Source organism: Vibrio sp. SCSIO 43155, assembly GCF_023716605.1.
GTDB lineage: Bacteria > Pseudomonadota > Gammaproteobacteria > Enterobacterales > Vibrionaceae > Vibrio > Vibrio harveyi.
Window position 1 is genome coordinate 177,121 of record NZ_CP071852.1, and the last position, 14,141, is coordinate 191,261.

General features: G+C 45.2%; 14 protein-coding genes. 8 read left to right on the plus strand and 6 right to left on the minus strand.

Annotated elements, in window-relative coordinates; genetic code table 11:
* Positions 1–165: 165 nt before the first annotated feature.
* Entirely contained in the window at positions 166–1,119 is a 954-nt protein-coding gene (locus J4N44_RS00775; protein WP_050925332.1) for a DMT family transporter, read from the plus strand.
* 54 nt (positions 1,120–1,173) lie between these two features.
* On the opposite strand, the gene J4N44_RS00780 is transcribed toward J4N44_RS00775, so the two are convergent.
* From J4N44_RS00780 to J4N44_RS00790, 3 genes are all read right to left on the minus strand, one after another.
* The gene (locus tag J4N44_RS00780) at positions 1,174–1,650 is read right to left on the minus strand and encodes a hypothetical protein (protein WP_009698961.1); all 477 of its coding nucleotides are present in this window, start codon (positions 1,648–1,650) and stop codon (positions 1,174–1,176) included.
* Positions 1,651–1,836: 186 nt separating this feature from the next.
* On the minus strand, positions 1,837–3,255 hold the full coding sequence (locus J4N44_RS00785; RefSeq protein ID WP_252044754.1) for a winged helix-turn-helix domain-containing protein: 1,419 nt from the start codon (positions 3,253–3,255) through the stop codon (positions 1,837–1,839).
* 125 nt (positions 3,256–3,380) lie between these two features.
* Positions 3,381–4,247, minus strand: a complete 867-nt coding sequence (locus J4N44_RS00790) for a YicC/YloC family endoribonuclease (protein WP_009698958.1) — start codon at positions 4,245–4,247, stop codon at positions 3,381–3,383.
* 174 nt (positions 4,248–4,421) lie between these two features.
* Here J4N44_RS00790 and rph point away from each other — a divergent pair, with 174 nt between their 5' ends.
* Both rph and pyrE read left to right on the plus strand, forming a co-directional pair.
* Positions 4,422–5,138 carry a ribonuclease PH gene (gene rph / locus J4N44_RS00795; RefSeq protein ID WP_005430192.1) on the plus strand — a complete coding sequence of 239 codons (717 nt, stop codon included), beginning with the start codon at positions 4,422–4,424 and terminating at the stop codon, positions 5,136–5,138.
* A 224-nt stretch (positions 5,139–5,362) separates the two neighbouring features.
* The gene (gene pyrE, locus J4N44_RS00800; protein WP_005379384.1) at positions 5,363–6,004 is read left to right on the plus strand and encodes an orotate phosphoribosyltransferase; all 642 of its coding nucleotides are present in this window, start codon (positions 5,363–5,365) and stop codon (positions 6,002–6,004) included.
* A 188-nt stretch (positions 6,005–6,192) separates the two neighbouring features.
* Here the strand turns inward: pyrE and J4N44_RS00805 are convergent, their stop codons facing one another.
* From J4N44_RS00805 to coaBC, 3 genes are all read right to left on the minus strand, one after another.
* On the minus strand, positions 6,193–7,143 hold the full coding sequence (locus J4N44_RS00805; RefSeq protein ID WP_009701742.1) for a Kdo(2)-lipid IV(A) acyltransferase: 951 nt from the start codon (positions 7,141–7,143) through the stop codon (positions 6,193–6,195).
* A gap of 5 nt (positions 7,144–7,148) precedes the next feature.
* A complete protein-coding gene (slmA, locus tag J4N44_RS00810) occupies positions 7,149–7,739 on the minus strand; it encodes a nucleoid occlusion factor SlmA (RefSeq protein WP_005449362.1) in 591 nt (196 codons plus the stop codon).
* A 159-nt stretch (positions 7,740–7,898) separates the two neighbouring features.
* The gene (coaBC, locus tag J4N44_RS00815) at positions 7,899–9,098 is read right to left on the minus strand and encodes a bifunctional phosphopantothenoylcysteine decarboxylase/phosphopantothenate--cysteine ligase CoaBC (RefSeq protein ID WP_009701743.1); all 1,200 of its coding nucleotides are present in this window, start codon (positions 9,096–9,098) and stop codon (positions 7,899–7,901) included.
* A gap of 207 nt (positions 9,099–9,305) precedes the next feature.
* Between coaBC and J4N44_RS00820 the strand changes: the two genes are divergently transcribed.
* The 5 genes from J4N44_RS00820 (at position 9,306) to J4N44_RS00840 (ending at position 14,111) form a co-directional block, all read left to right on the plus strand.
* Positions 9,306–10,979: a methyl-accepting chemotaxis protein gene (locus tag J4N44_RS00820; protein ID WP_029788917.1), complete on the plus strand. Its 1,674-nt coding sequence runs from the start codon at positions 9,306–9,308 to the stop codon at positions 10,977–10,979.
* A 113-nt stretch (positions 10,980–11,092) separates the two neighbouring features.
* Positions 11,093–11,767 (plus strand): RadC family protein, encoded by a 675-nt coding sequence (radC, locus tag J4N44_RS00825; protein WP_045490672.1) that lies wholly within the window; start codon positions 11,093–11,095, stop codon positions 11,765–11,767.
* Positions 11,768–12,070: 303 nt separating this feature from the next.
* Positions 12,071–12,307, plus strand: a complete 237-nt coding sequence (gene rpmB / locus J4N44_RS00830) for a 50S ribosomal protein L28 (protein ID WP_005384783.1) — start codon at positions 12,071–12,073, stop codon at positions 12,305–12,307.
* Between the two features lie 13 nt (positions 12,308–12,320).
* Entirely contained in the window at positions 12,321–12,491 is a 171-nt protein-coding gene (gene rpmG, locus J4N44_RS00835) for a 50S ribosomal protein L33 (protein ID WP_004410866.1), read from the plus strand.
* Between the two features lie 87 nt (positions 12,492–12,578).
* Complete coding sequence (locus J4N44_RS00840) at positions 12,579–14,111, plus strand: phosphoethanolamine transferase (RefSeq protein WP_252044755.1); 1,533 nt, start codon at positions 12,579–12,581, stop codon at positions 14,109–14,111.
* The last annotated feature ends 30 nt before the right edge of the window (positions 14,112–14,141 follow it).

The window sequence follows — 14,141 nt, forward strand, 5'->3', positions numbered from 1 at the left end:
TTACTGCACGTAATGTCGTGCGAATTTGTTACGCGTGTAAATAGCTTTCTATTTGCACCATCCTGTGATGGGAATGAAAAATGAAAACCAATCTAATTGCTCGTACTGAGTACCTTGCTGCGTGCCTACCAAACCTTGTTATCAACCGACAAGCGGGAGGTCGCCATGACGCATAAGCATCTACCAATTATCTTGTTTGTGTCTGTGTGCTTGATTTGGGGCACCACGTGGTTTGCGATGGAAGTGGCAGTGCAAACTATTCCGCCCATCTTTGCCACCGGTCTGCGCTTCCTGATCGCTGCGCCGCTATTAATCATGTTGGCGAAACACCTCAATCAACCCCTGTTCTTTCCTAAGGGAAAAGTATTCTGGATGTTTGTGGTCGCGATTTTCTATTTCGCGATTCCGTTTACCTTGATGATTTTTGGCGAGCAATACATTTCATCAGGCCTTGCCTCGATCATCTTCGCCAATATGCCCATTGCGGTGATGGTGACATCAAGCTTGTTCCTTGGGCTTAGGTTACGTAAATCTCAGATTGCTGGTCTTTTGGTGGCGGTTCTGAGCTTAGTTTTGATTCTGGCTAAAGAGATGAGTTTAGGTGGCGAGGATTACATACTGGGCTTTCTCGCTTTAGGCGGCGCGGTCTCGATTCATGCGGTGATGTATGTGTTTGTTGAAAAGTTCTGTAAAGGTATTCCAGTGCTGACTTACAACGCCTTTCCAAGCTTTGTTGCCTCAGCGTTGCTCTTTATCACCTCACTGATTGTCGAACAGCCGGATCTTTCTCAGTTCTCGATGGATTCGATTACTGCTGTGATTTATCTCGGTATGTTTGCTAGCGTCGGTGGCATCGTGGCGTACTTTAAGCTTGGACAAGTGTCGACGCCGTTTACCGCCTCGATTTGTTTCCTGTTCTTCCCGTTGATAGCGCTTAGCCTTTCAACATGGATTGCAGGTAACAGTTTGTCATTAGTTTCCGTTGCTCTGCTGCTGCCATTGCTCGGAGGTATTTTTGTGACTAAAGCCGAGCCTGCTTTTTGGCAGCGTTTTCGCCTAAAACCTGCTGAGAAAAAGCCTGTGCTATGTGAACATTGTATGAAGAATATCAATGCCTAACATAGGCTAAACATCATGAAAAAGCCCCATTTAGTTGGGGCTTTTGGCGTAATGCTATTTACCTTGTTCGTTACGCAGATACATGATGGCAACCATGCTAAAGCCAATAAATTGCCATAGATATTGCCCATCACTTGCTCCCGTAATGGTTTGGGTGAAAGCCATACAACCCGTTACGAACAGAGATGCAAAAGCCGCATAGAGTAGCCACGGACGTTCTTTACCAGCCATAAACTCGCCTGCCAGCACCGAGCGAATCACCAATAAAAACGGTAAGCACTGCAAAGCAATGAGAATCGGGAACATAAAGTCAAACGTTGGGCTCAGCAGTGCATGACCGACTTGGCTCTTATCCCACGTTCCAACGATATAACCTTTCCAGCCAGCCCAAGTATCACCTGCATAGGCGGTATCAGGCGTGATGATGCCAAGTAGCACACCCATCACTTTATCGATAAAGCCATTTTTGAACCAAAAGACGAACAGAAAGATCTGGATTGGAATGATCTGAAAAGCAAACTTCTTCAACATGTGTGTATCCCAAGAAATGAATGATTTGGTTTACAAGTATGTGGAAGGTGCGTTTTTTACGCTTGATGCAAGGCAAGCGAGTTGAACTCCAAACAAAAATCAAACATCCAGAATACCCATCAGCATTGGGGAGGCTGACTTTACAATAGGCGAGAGCAGCGATTTTTCACTTCGCTTTATTTGAGGCTATTCTGCTGTTTGGAATAGGTTTGCTTTTTGTGAAGATTCAATAAGATCAAACAGTTGACCGTTATGCTCTTTTTTCATCTCCGTATAGCGTTGGTAATTGTATTGCGAGCCTTTCGGGTTATCTGCGAGTTTGTCAGCCACACTGAGCAAGTAAAAACTGATTGGGCTTGGCGTGCTTTCTGCTGCATAAAACAAGTAGGGGAAGGCTTGATTCGGGTGCTGGTTGATAAGTAAAGCAAGCCCCAAAGTGAGGTTGGCAATATCACAGCGTGGATTCAGTTCGAACGCCTGCTTAGCTGAGTGAAGCGCCTGTTCGCGATCTTCTTGTTTGTGCTCGCGTAAGTAAGCTAAAGATTCAGAGTAAGACAACAAAGCGCTGACCAAATAGCTGTCTCGCCCTTGTTGTTGAATCGCATTAAGCTGCTGAGCAATATCCGAAAAAGCAGGACCACCTTTACCTTGATAGAAAAGAGAAATCCCTTCAGAGATCACTTTCCAATCGTCATAGTTACTGATGGAAGTCACGCGATGGCTAGCCACTTCGTAATCGGGGCTCATTGGTGCAATGATGGCTTTGATTTCTAAAATTACATCGCCGATAGCATCGAAGAAGTTATCTTGGTTAAACGTCTTCTCTACCTTTTGGCTCTGGTTGGGTTGATGGTTGTTTTGCACCAAGACACTAAGCACATAATTGCTATCTACTTTCTTAATCCAGCTTTTGAGCTCAACACCGTGGTTGGCAAGAGACTGCTTACTTTGTTGGGATAACTGAGAATAGTGATAACCGGATAGGTTTTTGGCTGAATTTAGCCCATAGAAGAGATAGTTATATACGCTTTCTGCCATTTCAAAATTGCTGGTGGAATCAAGCGTAATATCATGAATATAAACGGGCACTACGTTGCTTTGTTGTGCTGTGATTACCGTGGTGTCATCAATGGTGTCACCATTTTGCACTGCCCAAGCCGCAATAACTCCAACAGTCAGGATTGCCGCTACAGCTAAAACTAAGCGCTTGTTTTTAGGCTTGGCGGTACGGGTAAGAGGAGTGGATTTTTCAGGGATTGGAGTGGGCGTTATGTTTGGCTCTGTCACTTCGATATCAAATAAGTAACCTTGCTTAGGAATGGTCTGAATGATGCGATACGGACGCGTTTTGTCCTGAAGCTGGCTGCGCAGTAGACTAATCACTTGTCTCACCAAGTTGTCGGAAACCTGCGTTCTTTGCCAGACATCGGCGGCTATTTGCTGGGTACTCACTACTTTCCCACGGTTCTCGATAAAGTAGCTCAGCAGTCTTGCTTGCAATGGTTCTAAATGAATCTCCTCACTATCAATCATCAACTGATTTTTATCAGGATAGAAAGAAATAGGGGAGTCATGTTGCAGGATGAAGCAATGCGAGCGAGTCATAGCGATTCAATGGTTTAGAAGTAACCACACAAGACTATTGGTTTTATAAATAGGAAGCAAGTTCAGCATCAGCAAATAAAAGCCCCGCAGTGCGAGGCTTTTTGATATCTCATCAAGGTCTTTTATTACTCGATGTTCTGGATCTGTTCGCGCATTTGCTCAATCAGAACTTTCAGTTCAACACCTGATGCGGTGATGTCTGTGCTGATAGATTTTGACGCTAGTGTGTTCGATTCACGGTTGAACTCTTGCATCATGAAGTCCAGACGACGACCGACTGCGCCACCTTTTTTCAAGATGTTTGTGGTTTCTTTCACGTGAGAGTCAAGACGGTCTAGCTCTTCTGCTACGTCTGATTTTTGTGCCAGAAGGATAAGTTCTTGTTCAACGCGAGATGGGTCTAGCTCTACTTTTGCATCTTCAAACTTCGAGAACAGACGCTCACGTTGCCACTCAAGAATTTCTGGCATGCGTGCGCGAACTTTTACAACTTCTGCAGTGATCGCTTCTAGGCGTTGCTCGATAAGCGCTTTCATATTGTCGCCTTCACGACCACGCGCGTCGATGAACTCGTTGATTGCTTCGTCAAAAGCAGCAAGCAGTTCTTTGTTTACTTCATCCATGTTTTGCTCTGGTGTTTCCATCACACCTGGCCATTGCATTACTTGGAATGGGTTAATGCGGCTTAGCTCGCCAGTCATGTGCATCACTTGCTCAGCGGCTTTGATCACTTGGTTTGCCAGTGCTTCATTGATGCTTAGTTCAGCTTTTGCTGCTGGGTTAGCTTCAAAACGCAGGCTACATTCTACTTTGCCGCGTGCTAGGCGCTTACGAAAACGCTCACGCAGTACTGGCTCAAGAGCACGGAACTGCTCAGGCATACGGAAATAAGTTTCTAGGTAGCGTTGGTTTACACTGCGGATTTCCCACACTGCACTACCCCAATCGCCTTTCACTTCTTTACGCGCGTACGCTGTCATGCTGTAAATCATTGAATTTTCCTGTCTTCTAATTTGCTGAAAATTACCCCGCAATAGTAGCACAGCCAGAAGGCAGTGGCTTTGCTATTCTGAGTCGAGATTGTCCAGATAGCTTTATTTAATCGATTCCGTTATAATCTGCGCCCAACCAAATCGTCTTCTCCTCATTACTTAAGGTAGATGCCCATGCGTCCAAACGATCGCAAGGCGGACCAAGTTCGCCCAATCAAAATTACTCGTAACTACACAGCTTACGCTGAAGGCTCAGTGTTAGTTGAATTTGGTAACACCAAAGTGTTGTGTAATGCGACCGTTGAAGAATCTGTGCCTCGTTGGCTAAAAGGTCAAGGTAAAGGCTGGGTAACGGCTGAATACGGCATGCTACCTCGTGCAACTCACTCGCGTACTCGTCGTGAAGCGGCAAACGGTAAGCAAGGTGGTCGTACGATGGAAATCCAACGCTTGATCGCACGTAGCCTTCGCGCAGTGGTTGATCTACAAGCGATGGGTGAGTTCATGATCACGGTTGACTGTGATGTTATCCAAGCCGACGGCGGCACTCGCACTGCATCTATCAGCGGCGCAAGCGTTGCAATGGCAGACGCGTTCCAACACCTAGTGGATAGCGGCAAGCTAAAAGCAAACCCAATGAAAGGTCACGTAGCGGCAGTTTCAGTTGGTTTGCTAGGCGATGATGTTCTGTGTGACCTTGAGTACGTTGAAGATTCAGCGGCAGACACAGACATGAACGTTGTGATGACAGAAGAAGGCAAGATGATTGAAATTCAGGGCACCGCAGAAGGTGAACCGTTCAGTCATGAGCAACTGATGGCTCTGTTAGAGTCGGCGAAAGTCGGCATTACGGAAATTGTCGCAGCGCAGAAGGCGGCGTTAGCCAATTGATTTAGATAGCTCCCATTATGGGGGCTATTTTTTTATCTCCGTCGTATATGAATCTACAGCGTTGTTCGCTGCGCTTTTCTACCCTAATTACATAGAAGACTATGCTCATAGGGATAGAAAAACTTGCTGCCTAGCTGTAAATCCATCTACTTAGGAGATAACGCATTAGTGTTTATTAACTGCTTGGGAATATGGATACCAAGCCTGTATTTAGAGAGAAAATAATGAAAGCATACCAGCGTGAATTTATTGAGTTTGCACTTGAGAAAGAAGTTCTTAAGTTTGGTGAGTTTACTTTGAAATCTGGCCGTAAAAGCCCGTACTTCTTTAACGCTGGTCTTTTCAATACTGGTCGTGACCTAGCGCGTCTTGGTCGTTTTTATGCCGCAGCGCTTGCAGATTCAGGCATTGAGTTTGATGTGCTGTTTGGTCCAGCGTACAAAGGTATTCCAATCGCGACGACAACAGCAGTAGCGCTAGCGGATCACCACGATATCGACACGCCTTACTGCTTCAACCGTAAAGAAGCGAAAGACCACGGCGAAGGCGGTAACCTTGTAGGCTCTGCGCTTGAAGGTCGTATTATGCTAGTGGATGACGTAATCACAGCAGGTACTGCGATTCGTGAATCGATGGAAATCATTCAAGCAAATGGCGCAGACCTTGCTGGTGTGTTGGTTGCGATTGACCGCCAAGAAAAAGGCAAAGGTGAGTTGTCTGCGATTCAAGAAGTGGAGCGTGACTTTGGTTGTGCAATCATCTCAATCGTTAGCCTGACTGACCTTGTGACTTTCCTTGAAGAGAAAGGTACAGACAAAGAACATCTAGAAGCAGTCAAAGCGTACCGCGCAGAATACGGCATTTAATTCTGAATTTGGAAAGCGAGATTTCCTATCGCGTTTGCTCCTCACTGTAGGAAATGACGTTAATGAGATTGTTCATTGTTCATCGTCATTTTCAAGAGGAAGAACGATGAATTGGGAGTCTGGTTTGACCTGAAAGAAAAAGGGGCTGGTGGTTATCCATCAGCCCCTTTTTAATCTGTCGACGTTGCCTATTTGTAGCGAATGCCCTTCGGCGTGCTTTCGTCAGGCATTGTTTTATAGCGTTTGTGTAGCCACATCCATTGCTCTGGTGCGCGCAGAATCACTTCTTCTACAAAGGTGTTCATATAAGCCGCTGCTGCGACTTCATCCTTTTTCGGATAGTCGGCTTCAATACACTTATCAGCAATGATTTCATACTTGCCATCTTTATTGCGGAAACCAGAACCCGGAATAATCGAGCACTTAGATGTGTAAGCCAAAATACTAGTGCCAGTTGTGGTGCATGCATCTTCGACCGCAAAGAACGGCACAAATACAGATTTGTTGCGACCGTAATCGTGGTCCGGCAGGTAGAACAAGCGCTCACCGCTGCGTAGAACGCGAATCATCTGTTTAACGTCTTTACGGTCAATCAGTTTGTTGCCGTTATGTGTGCGCCCCCAATACTGGATGAAGTTGTACGCAGGGTTGTCATGTGGACGGAACGCACCGTACCCAGCCACGCCAAGAACCGCAAAAGCGCGCGCCGTGATCTCAAGGTTAAGAGCATGAACACAGCACAGTAGGACACCTTTACCTTCTGCGGCTTTCTCACGAAGTGCGACGAGGTCTTTCTCAATGATCAGCGTTTTGAAACGCCACGTTGGCCAAAACCAAGTGATGCCCGTTTCAATTAACGCCATACCGGTGTTTTTGAAATTCTCTTCAACAATATGTTGAATCTCTTCTGCTGGTTTATCTGGAAATGCCAACTCTAGGTTACGCGTTGCAACATGCACACGCTTTTTACCATAGCGCATGCCGATGTGACCAAGCGTACGACCTAACGATAGTAGCATGCGGTATGGAAGAATATTAACTACGATAGCCAAAAAGCCAAAGCCGAGCCAAACGCCCCAGTTGCGAGGGTGGAGAAGGGAAAGAGAAAACTCCGGCTTAGTGAATTTGTCTTTACTCATAATCTCTACTTAATTTGTGCGCTAAGAAGTGCCCAGTACTCGTCAAAGTTTGCCGTTGGTTGGTATTTGAAGTCACTGCGAACAAAGCGGTTCAAGCTACCTTCAACTTGCCCTAGGATCTGAGCGGCTAAAATGCGCTCTTCAACGGGGAAAGATTTACCTTCACGGATCTTACGTTCACGCAGGATTTGACGAAGTTGCGTTTCGATGCGCTCAAACAACTGGTTGATGCGATCGCGTAGGCGCTCATTTTCAAACATTAGAGCATGACCAGAAAGAATGCGTGTCAAACCTGGGTTACGTTCTGAGAATGCCAAGATAAGATGCATAACCAAGCGAATGCGTTCTAGCGTGTCTTTCTCATCATCCAAAATACGGTTGATACGTGTCATGAGTGCTTCTTCAATGAACTCAATCAAGCCTTCAAACATGCGAGCTTTACTTGGGAAGTGACGGTAAAGTGCCGCTTCTGAAACACCGACTTGCTTAGCCAATTTTGCCGTAGTAATGCGTGAAGCGCCTTCTGTAGATTCAAGCATCTGTGCGAGAGCTTGCAAGATTTCTTCACGACGATTGGATTTTTTACTGCCGGCCATTAGTTACTTCCTTTCAAAATACAAAGTTGAGCGGAGGGGATTATAAGACGCTATTTGGCATCAAACTAGACTAGCGAGGGTGTAATGGGAGCTTTAACACCCTCAGTTGTCATGTTTGTACCAAATTTGTGCCAGTTTTCGATGAAAACGAAAGGGTTATTACATTAAATCATGCATCTTTTCTAAGATTTTGAAGCTCAATGCTTCTTTTGATTCCAATGCTAACGCCAGTTCGCCTTGCGACCAGAACAGGGTGATGGCGTTGTCGTTACTGTTAAAGCCTTGACCTTCAACTGATACATCGTTCGCACAAATCATGTCGAGGTTCTTCTTCACCAGTTTGCCACGAGCGTAAGTAGCGACATCGTTGGTTTCGGCTGCGAAGCCAACCGTGAATGGACGTTGCTCAGTCATATTGGCAACGGTCGCTACGATATCAGGGTTTTTCACCATATTGATGGTCATCTGGTCGTTGTTTTCAGTCTTTTTTAACTTTTGAGACGCTACATTTTCTGGGCGGTAATCCGCCACTGCCGCACAGCTAATGAAAGCGTCGTGGTTAGGCGCGTGAGTTGTCACAGCAGCATGCATCTCTTGAGCACTCGCAACGTTGATACGCTCAACACCTGCTGGCGTATTCAAGCTTACAGGTCCGCTGATAAGCGTTACTTTGGCTCCCAACTGTGCTGCGGCATTCGCTAATGCAAAGCCCATTTTTCCTGAGCTGTGGTTAGAGATGTATCGTACTGGGTCAATCGCTTCGCGAGTTGGACCCGCGGTGATCAGTACTGATTTTCCTGCTAACAGTTTTGGTTGGAAGAACTGTTCACACAAACCGACAAGTTGCATTGGCTCTAGCATACGACCAGGACCAATGTCACCACATGCTTGTTCACCCGCCGCAGGTCCCCAGATATGCATACCACGGCGTGCCAGTGTTGCGATATTTTCTTGGGTTGCGACGTTACGGTACATCTGCTGATTCATTGCTGGTGAAACAGCGATAGGAGAATCTGTCGCAAGTACTAACGTGGTGAGCAAATCATTGCCCATGCCTGCCGACATACGTGCAATCAAATCTGCAGTTGCAGGTGCAAGAAGAACCAAATCTGCCCATTTTGCCAGTTCAATGTGACCCATTGATGCTTCTGCCGCAGGGTCTAACAAGCTGTCCGACACCGGACGCCCAGAGACTGCCTGCATGGTTAAGGGAGTAATGAACTCCTTCGCCGCTTTGGTCATCACTACTTGAACTTGTGCGCCTCTTTCTATTAGGCGACGGGTTAGCTCCGCACATTTATACGCGGCAATACCGCCACTGATGCCGAGTAGAATTTTCTTTCCTGCTAGTGTTTGCATGTGAGATCTCCAATTTTTCTGGCGACGAGTTTAGCACAACTGAATCTCTCACCGCCCACGCAAATCTGATCAGAAGCTAATCCATATCAAACTACCGAATATTAATTGCTGAGCCTTATATAAAACTTTTGCTTACTTCACAGACAATCTCTGTCTGCTCTGCAAGATAGAAAGGTAAAAATAACAATAATGAGGTAGTGGAATAAGATGGTGTTGAAAAGTCGAAGTAAATTGCTGCTGGTGACTCTGATCCCTTTGTTGTTGATCACCACATTGATCTCGGTGGTGTATTACATCAATGGTAGTAATAGCTTAGAAGCGGAATTAGCTCGAGATAGACAAGAGCTGATTGATACACGTAAAAAAGAGCTGCAAGCCTACATGATGATGGGTGTTACAGCGATAAAGCCGCTTTACGATACGGACGTAAACGGCAATAACAAAGAAGCGGCAAAAGAAATTCTCAAAGCGATGCGTTTTGAAAGCGACGGTTATTTCTTTGCTTATGATTCGAAAGGGGTCAACACGCTGCATGCGATTAAGCCATCCCTAGAAGGTAAAAACCTTATCGGCTTGAAAGATGAAAATGGCGTAGCAGTGATTGGCGGACTGATTGATGCATCTAAGAACGGAGATGGTTTCCTTTATTTCTCTTGGCATAAACCAACTATTGATGCGCAAGCTCCAAAATTAGGTTATGCCGAATACTTGTCTAAGTGGGACTGGGTGCTTGGTACGGGCATCTATATTGATGATATTGATCAGCAAGTGGCAATGCAGCGTGAACTGCGTACACAAGAGTTGAATGAACATACGATCTCAGCGGTAACAATCTCGGTTATCGGGCTTATTATTACTAGCGTACTTACCAGCATCATCGTCTCCAAAGGAATTCTTCCGTTGCAACATATTGCTGCTTCTTTACAAGACGTGGCTGCCGGTGGCGGCGACTTGACGGCTCGTCTGAAAATTGAAAGTAAAGATGAAGTGGGTGAGGTGGCATCGGCATTTAATGAGTTTATGGATAAGCTTCATCCGTTAATGCAGGACATTCAGCGCTCTGCCAATACAGTACAAAGCGTCTCTGGACAATTGGATCAGCAAACGTCTCAAGCTAGTGCTCAAATGCAAAACCACTGCCTCGAAACTGATAAGGTGGTAACAGCAGTAACACAAATGAGCATGACGGCAAAAGAGGTCGCAAGTAATACCAATGCTACTGCTCAGGCGATTGACGATGCGAACGAACAAGTGACCGAGGCGCAGCGTGAAGTCGATCAAGCGATTGATGGCATTAGCAAGCTGGTCGATGAAGTGAACAGTACTTCTGATGCGATTGCAGAACTGAGCCAACAAACTGAGCAGATTACTAAGGTGCTCGATGTTATTGGTGAAATTGCCGAGCAGACCAACTTACTCGCATTGAATGCTGCGATTGAAGCTGCACGTGCTGGCGAGCAAGGGCGAGGTTTTGCTGTGGTGGCTGATGAGGTTCGCTCGTTAGCCAGTCGAACGCAAAACAGCACCCATGAAATTGGCGATATGCTCAAGCAACTACAAACTGGTGTTTCGAGAGCGGTGACCACTATGTCGGCTAGCCAAGAGCGCGGCGCGAAGACCGTTGAAGAGTCATCAATGATTCAGCAATCGCTGTCCGGCGTGCACCATTCTATCGGAACAATTCGAGATATGGGCATTCAAACCGCTTCTGCGGCTGAAGAGCAAAGTGCTGTTGCTGAAGACATCAACCAGAATCTAGTGGCGATTCAGCAAATCGTGAATCGTATTAATGACACACTTCAGCATGCGGAAGGCATCAGTACTCAGTTGTCACAGTCAGGATCTGAAATTCACGATCTGGTTGGAAATTTCAAGCTTTGATGGATCGCTTGATTACATAGAAAAGCAGTGACTAACGAAAAAAGCGAAAGTCAGGTTCGACTTTCGCTTTTTATTTTGTGCAATAGGCGCTCACTCATCAATCGAGCCGACTAATGACACTGAAAACCTTGCCTAACGAGTCCATGCCAAGAGAGAAGTTGCTGCAACGCGGTCCGCAAGCGCTATCGGATGCGGAGTTACTTGCAATTTTCTTACGTACAGGCACGCAAGGCATGAACGTAATAGAGCTTTCTGACTTTCTTATTCAAGACTTTGGATCACTGCGCCAGTTGTTTTCGGCTTCAGAGAAAGAGTTTTGCCGGCATAAAGGGTTAGGGCAAGCCAAGTATGTGCAGTTGCAAGCTGTTTTGGAAATGACACAACGCTATTTAGCCGAGACATTAAAGCGTGGTGATGCGTTAACCAGTCCAGAACAAACCAAACTTTACCTTTCCTCTATATTAAGAGACCGTCAAAGAGAGGCTTTTTACATTCTTTTCTTAGATAACCAGCATCGAGTGATAAAAGATGAGATTTTATTTGAAGGCACACTCGATGCGGCATCAGTATATCCAAGAGAAGTGGTCAAACGCGCCTTGCACCATAATGCCGCTGCGTTAATTCTGGCACACAACCATCCATCTGGTGTAGCGGAGCCGAGCCAAGCAGACAGAAGGATTACGCGGCGTTTAGTTGATGCATTAGCACTGGTGGATATTCGGATTTTGGACCATTTCGTTATCGGAGATGGGGAAAGCGTCTCTTTTGCCGAAAGAGGTTGGATATAACTGTGCGTTTTTTAGGTTGTTAGTTGCTAAAAATCTGCTATCATCCTCGCCACTAAATTTTTAACTGAATTCAGCTTGGACTGCTAGAAAAAACCTGCTGTCTAAAAAAAGATCACGAAAACCTGTAAAAAGGATCTGTTCGGGTCTTGAGCAATGCATATCAAGTTAGTATAATGCGCGACCTTTGATAGCCTTGTATGGATTTTCCATAGCGGTTCTTAACCTCTAACTTCTTTCCAAGAAATAGAGAGGTTCGGCCACCAAGGTTGATATCGAGCTGAAACGATTTTGGAGAAGACATTCATGTCACGAGTATGCCAAGTAACTGGTAAGCGTCCAGTAACGGGTAACAACCGTTCACACGCACGAAATGCTACTAAGCGTCGTTTTCTGCCGAACCTACAAACTCATCGTTTCTGGGTAGAGAGCGAAAAACGTTTTGTTAAACTACGCCTATCTGCAAAAGGTATGCGTATCATCGACAAGAAGGGTATTGATACTGTTCTTGCTGATATGCGTGCACGTGGCGAAAACGTTTAAGAGGAAATAGGCAATGGCAAAGAAAGGCGTTCGTGAGAAAATCCGTCTAGTATCTTCAGCAGGTACAGGCCACTTCTACACAACTGATAAGAACAAGCGTAACATGCCAGGCAAATTTGAGATCAAGAAATTTGATCCAGTTGTACGCCAGCACGTTATGTACAAAGAAGCGAAAATCAAATAATTGATTTTGTCTCTTTGACGATTTAAAAAACCCAGCTCTCGAGCTGGGTTTTTTATTATTTGCTGTAGTTATAGGAGTAAAGTAAGTATGCATTTAGGGTTACAAGCCTTGAAGTTTGTTGCATTAATTATCTTAGCTGTGATGTTTAGTGCCGCACTGGGTTATGAAATAAAAGCGGACTGTCTTATCTTAATGTCGATTACGATTGCTTTTCTTAAAGCTCATCGTATTGGTCACTGGGCATATGCCTTGTTAGCTGTGACTGCGACTTTCTATATTCCTGTTTCTTGGAATTATGGTCATCCTAATTTGACCATCATTTCTTCACTGATTGAGACCAACCCTTCAGAAGCGCTTGAGTTCTTTAATGACTTGGAGATCAAAACGTTGGCAGTCGCGGCACTTTTCGCTGCAGCGTCCTTTTACCTGTTCAAATGGGTACCACAACTTAAAGGTCGTAAAACATCAGTATTCTGTCTGATCTTGTTTTCGTTCTTACTCTTAGATAAGCCTATTCGCACCATTAAAGACCGTAATGTTAATAGCGACTACACGCATGCATTGCTCTCTTACATGCGTTACCCACCAGTTCGATTTATCTTTGATTGGTTTGATTCGTACAACATGTACCATCAATACAATGCAGAGATCATGGCTCAGCGTGAAATCCCAGCCTCTTGGCAAATTACTAAAACACCGAGCGAGGCTAAGAACACCATTTTTGTGATTGGTGAAAGCGTACGAAAAGACTACATGAATGCGTATGGTCTGCCGATGGAAAACACGCCGTTTATGTCGACGGCTAAAGGACAGCTTTGGACAAACTTTTTGTCCCCAGGTCCGAACACGTTCACTTCGGTAATGCGCTACGTCACAATGAATGATGGTCTTGATATTGAGCTGAATAACAACATCAACACCTTAGCGCAAATGGCTGGTGTGGAAACCTATTGGATTTCTAACCAGGGTCGAATGGGAGAATTCGATACCGGGATCAGTTCAATTGCTAACTATGCTGAGCATGTTTCCTTTACACGCAGTGGTAGCTTTAGAGACTCGAACGTTTATGACAGCACACTGCTGCCAAGCATTCAAAAAGCGCTGTCGAGTGACGATAAATCAAAATTGATTGTGATCCACTTAATTGGCTCACACCCAGGTTTCTGTGATCGTGTGGAAGGTGATGTTGAGTTTGACTTCAATGGCAGCAAGATCTCTTGTTACATTGAGTCGATAAAGCAAACAGACACAATGCTAGAGAAAATTAACCAACTTGCTGGGAAGCAGTCGCTGCCATACAACTTGATTTATGTTTCCGATCACGGACTTGGGCATCGCAATAGTGGTGAAAACTTGCGTCATGATCCATCGGTAAAACAATCTTACGAAGTGCCTTTGTTTGTCATCGGTTCGGACTTCAATGAACGAAAAGTAGTTGATTATCCACGTAATGGCTTCACAATGATCAAAGCAATCTCTGAATTGATGGGTGTCTCCAGTCAGAGGTTGGATGCGTTACCTTCTTTCTTCTCTTCACATGCGGATGTGCCGGAAGTGAATAATGGAGAAGGTAAATTGGTTCCGCTAAGTACGTTAAAAGATGATCCGATTCAATCATAGTTTAATGTAGATTCTCTAAATAGCAGCAGC

What these genes read in the sequence shown, in the direction of transcription:
- J4N44_RS00775 (WP_050925332.1), top strand. Translation starts at nt 166, where the DNA reads ATGACGCATAAGCATCTACCAATTATCTTGTTTGTGTCTGTGTGCTTG.
- J4N44_RS00780 (WP_009698961.1), bottom strand. Translation starts at nt 1,650, where the DNA reads ATGTTGAAGAAGTTTGCTTTTCAGATCATTCCAATCCAGATCTTTCTG.
- J4N44_RS00785 (WP_252044754.1), bottom strand. Translation starts at nt 3,255, where the DNA reads ATGACTCGCTCGCATTGCTTCATCCTGCAACATGACTCCCCTATTTCT.
- J4N44_RS00790 (WP_009698958.1), bottom strand. Translation starts at nt 4,247, where the DNA reads ATGATTTACAGCATGACAGCGTACGCGCGTAAAGAAGTGAAAGGCGAT.
- rph (WP_005430192.1), top strand. Translation starts at nt 4,422, where the DNA reads ATGCGTCCAAACGATCGCAAGGCGGACCAAGTTCGCCCAATCAAAATT.
- pyrE (WP_005379384.1), top strand. Translation starts at nt 5,363, where the DNA reads ATGAAAGCATACCAGCGTGAATTTATTGAGTTTGCACTTGAGAAAGAA.
- J4N44_RS00805 (WP_009701742.1), bottom strand. Translation starts at nt 7,143, where the DNA reads ATGAGTAAAGACAAATTCACTAAGCCGGAGTTTTCTCTTTCCCTTCTC.
- slmA (WP_005449362.1), bottom strand. Translation starts at nt 7,739, where the DNA reads ATGGCCGGCAGTAAAAAATCCAATCGTCGTGAAGAAATCTTGCAAGCT.
- coaBC (WP_009701743.1), bottom strand. Translation starts at nt 9,098, where the DNA reads ATGCAAACACTAGCAGGAAAGAAAATTCTACTCGGCATCAGTGGCGGT.
- J4N44_RS00820 (WP_029788917.1), top strand. Translation starts at nt 9,306, where the DNA reads ATGGTGTTGAAAAGTCGAAGTAAATTGCTGCTGGTGACTCTGATCCCT.
- radC (WP_045490672.1), top strand. Translation starts at nt 11,093, where the DNA reads ATGACACTGAAAACCTTGCCTAACGAGTCCATGCCAAGAGAGAAGTTG.
- rpmB (WP_005384783.1), top strand. Translation starts at nt 12,071, where the DNA reads ATGTCACGAGTATGCCAAGTAACTGGTAAGCGTCCAGTAACGGGTAAC.
- rpmG (WP_004410866.1), top strand. Translation starts at nt 12,321, where the DNA reads ATGGCAAAGAAAGGCGTTCGTGAGAAAATCCGTCTAGTATCTTCAGCA.
- J4N44_RS00840 (WP_252044755.1), top strand. Translation starts at nt 12,579, where the DNA reads ATGCATTTAGGGTTACAAGCCTTGAAGTTTGTTGCATTAATTATCTTA.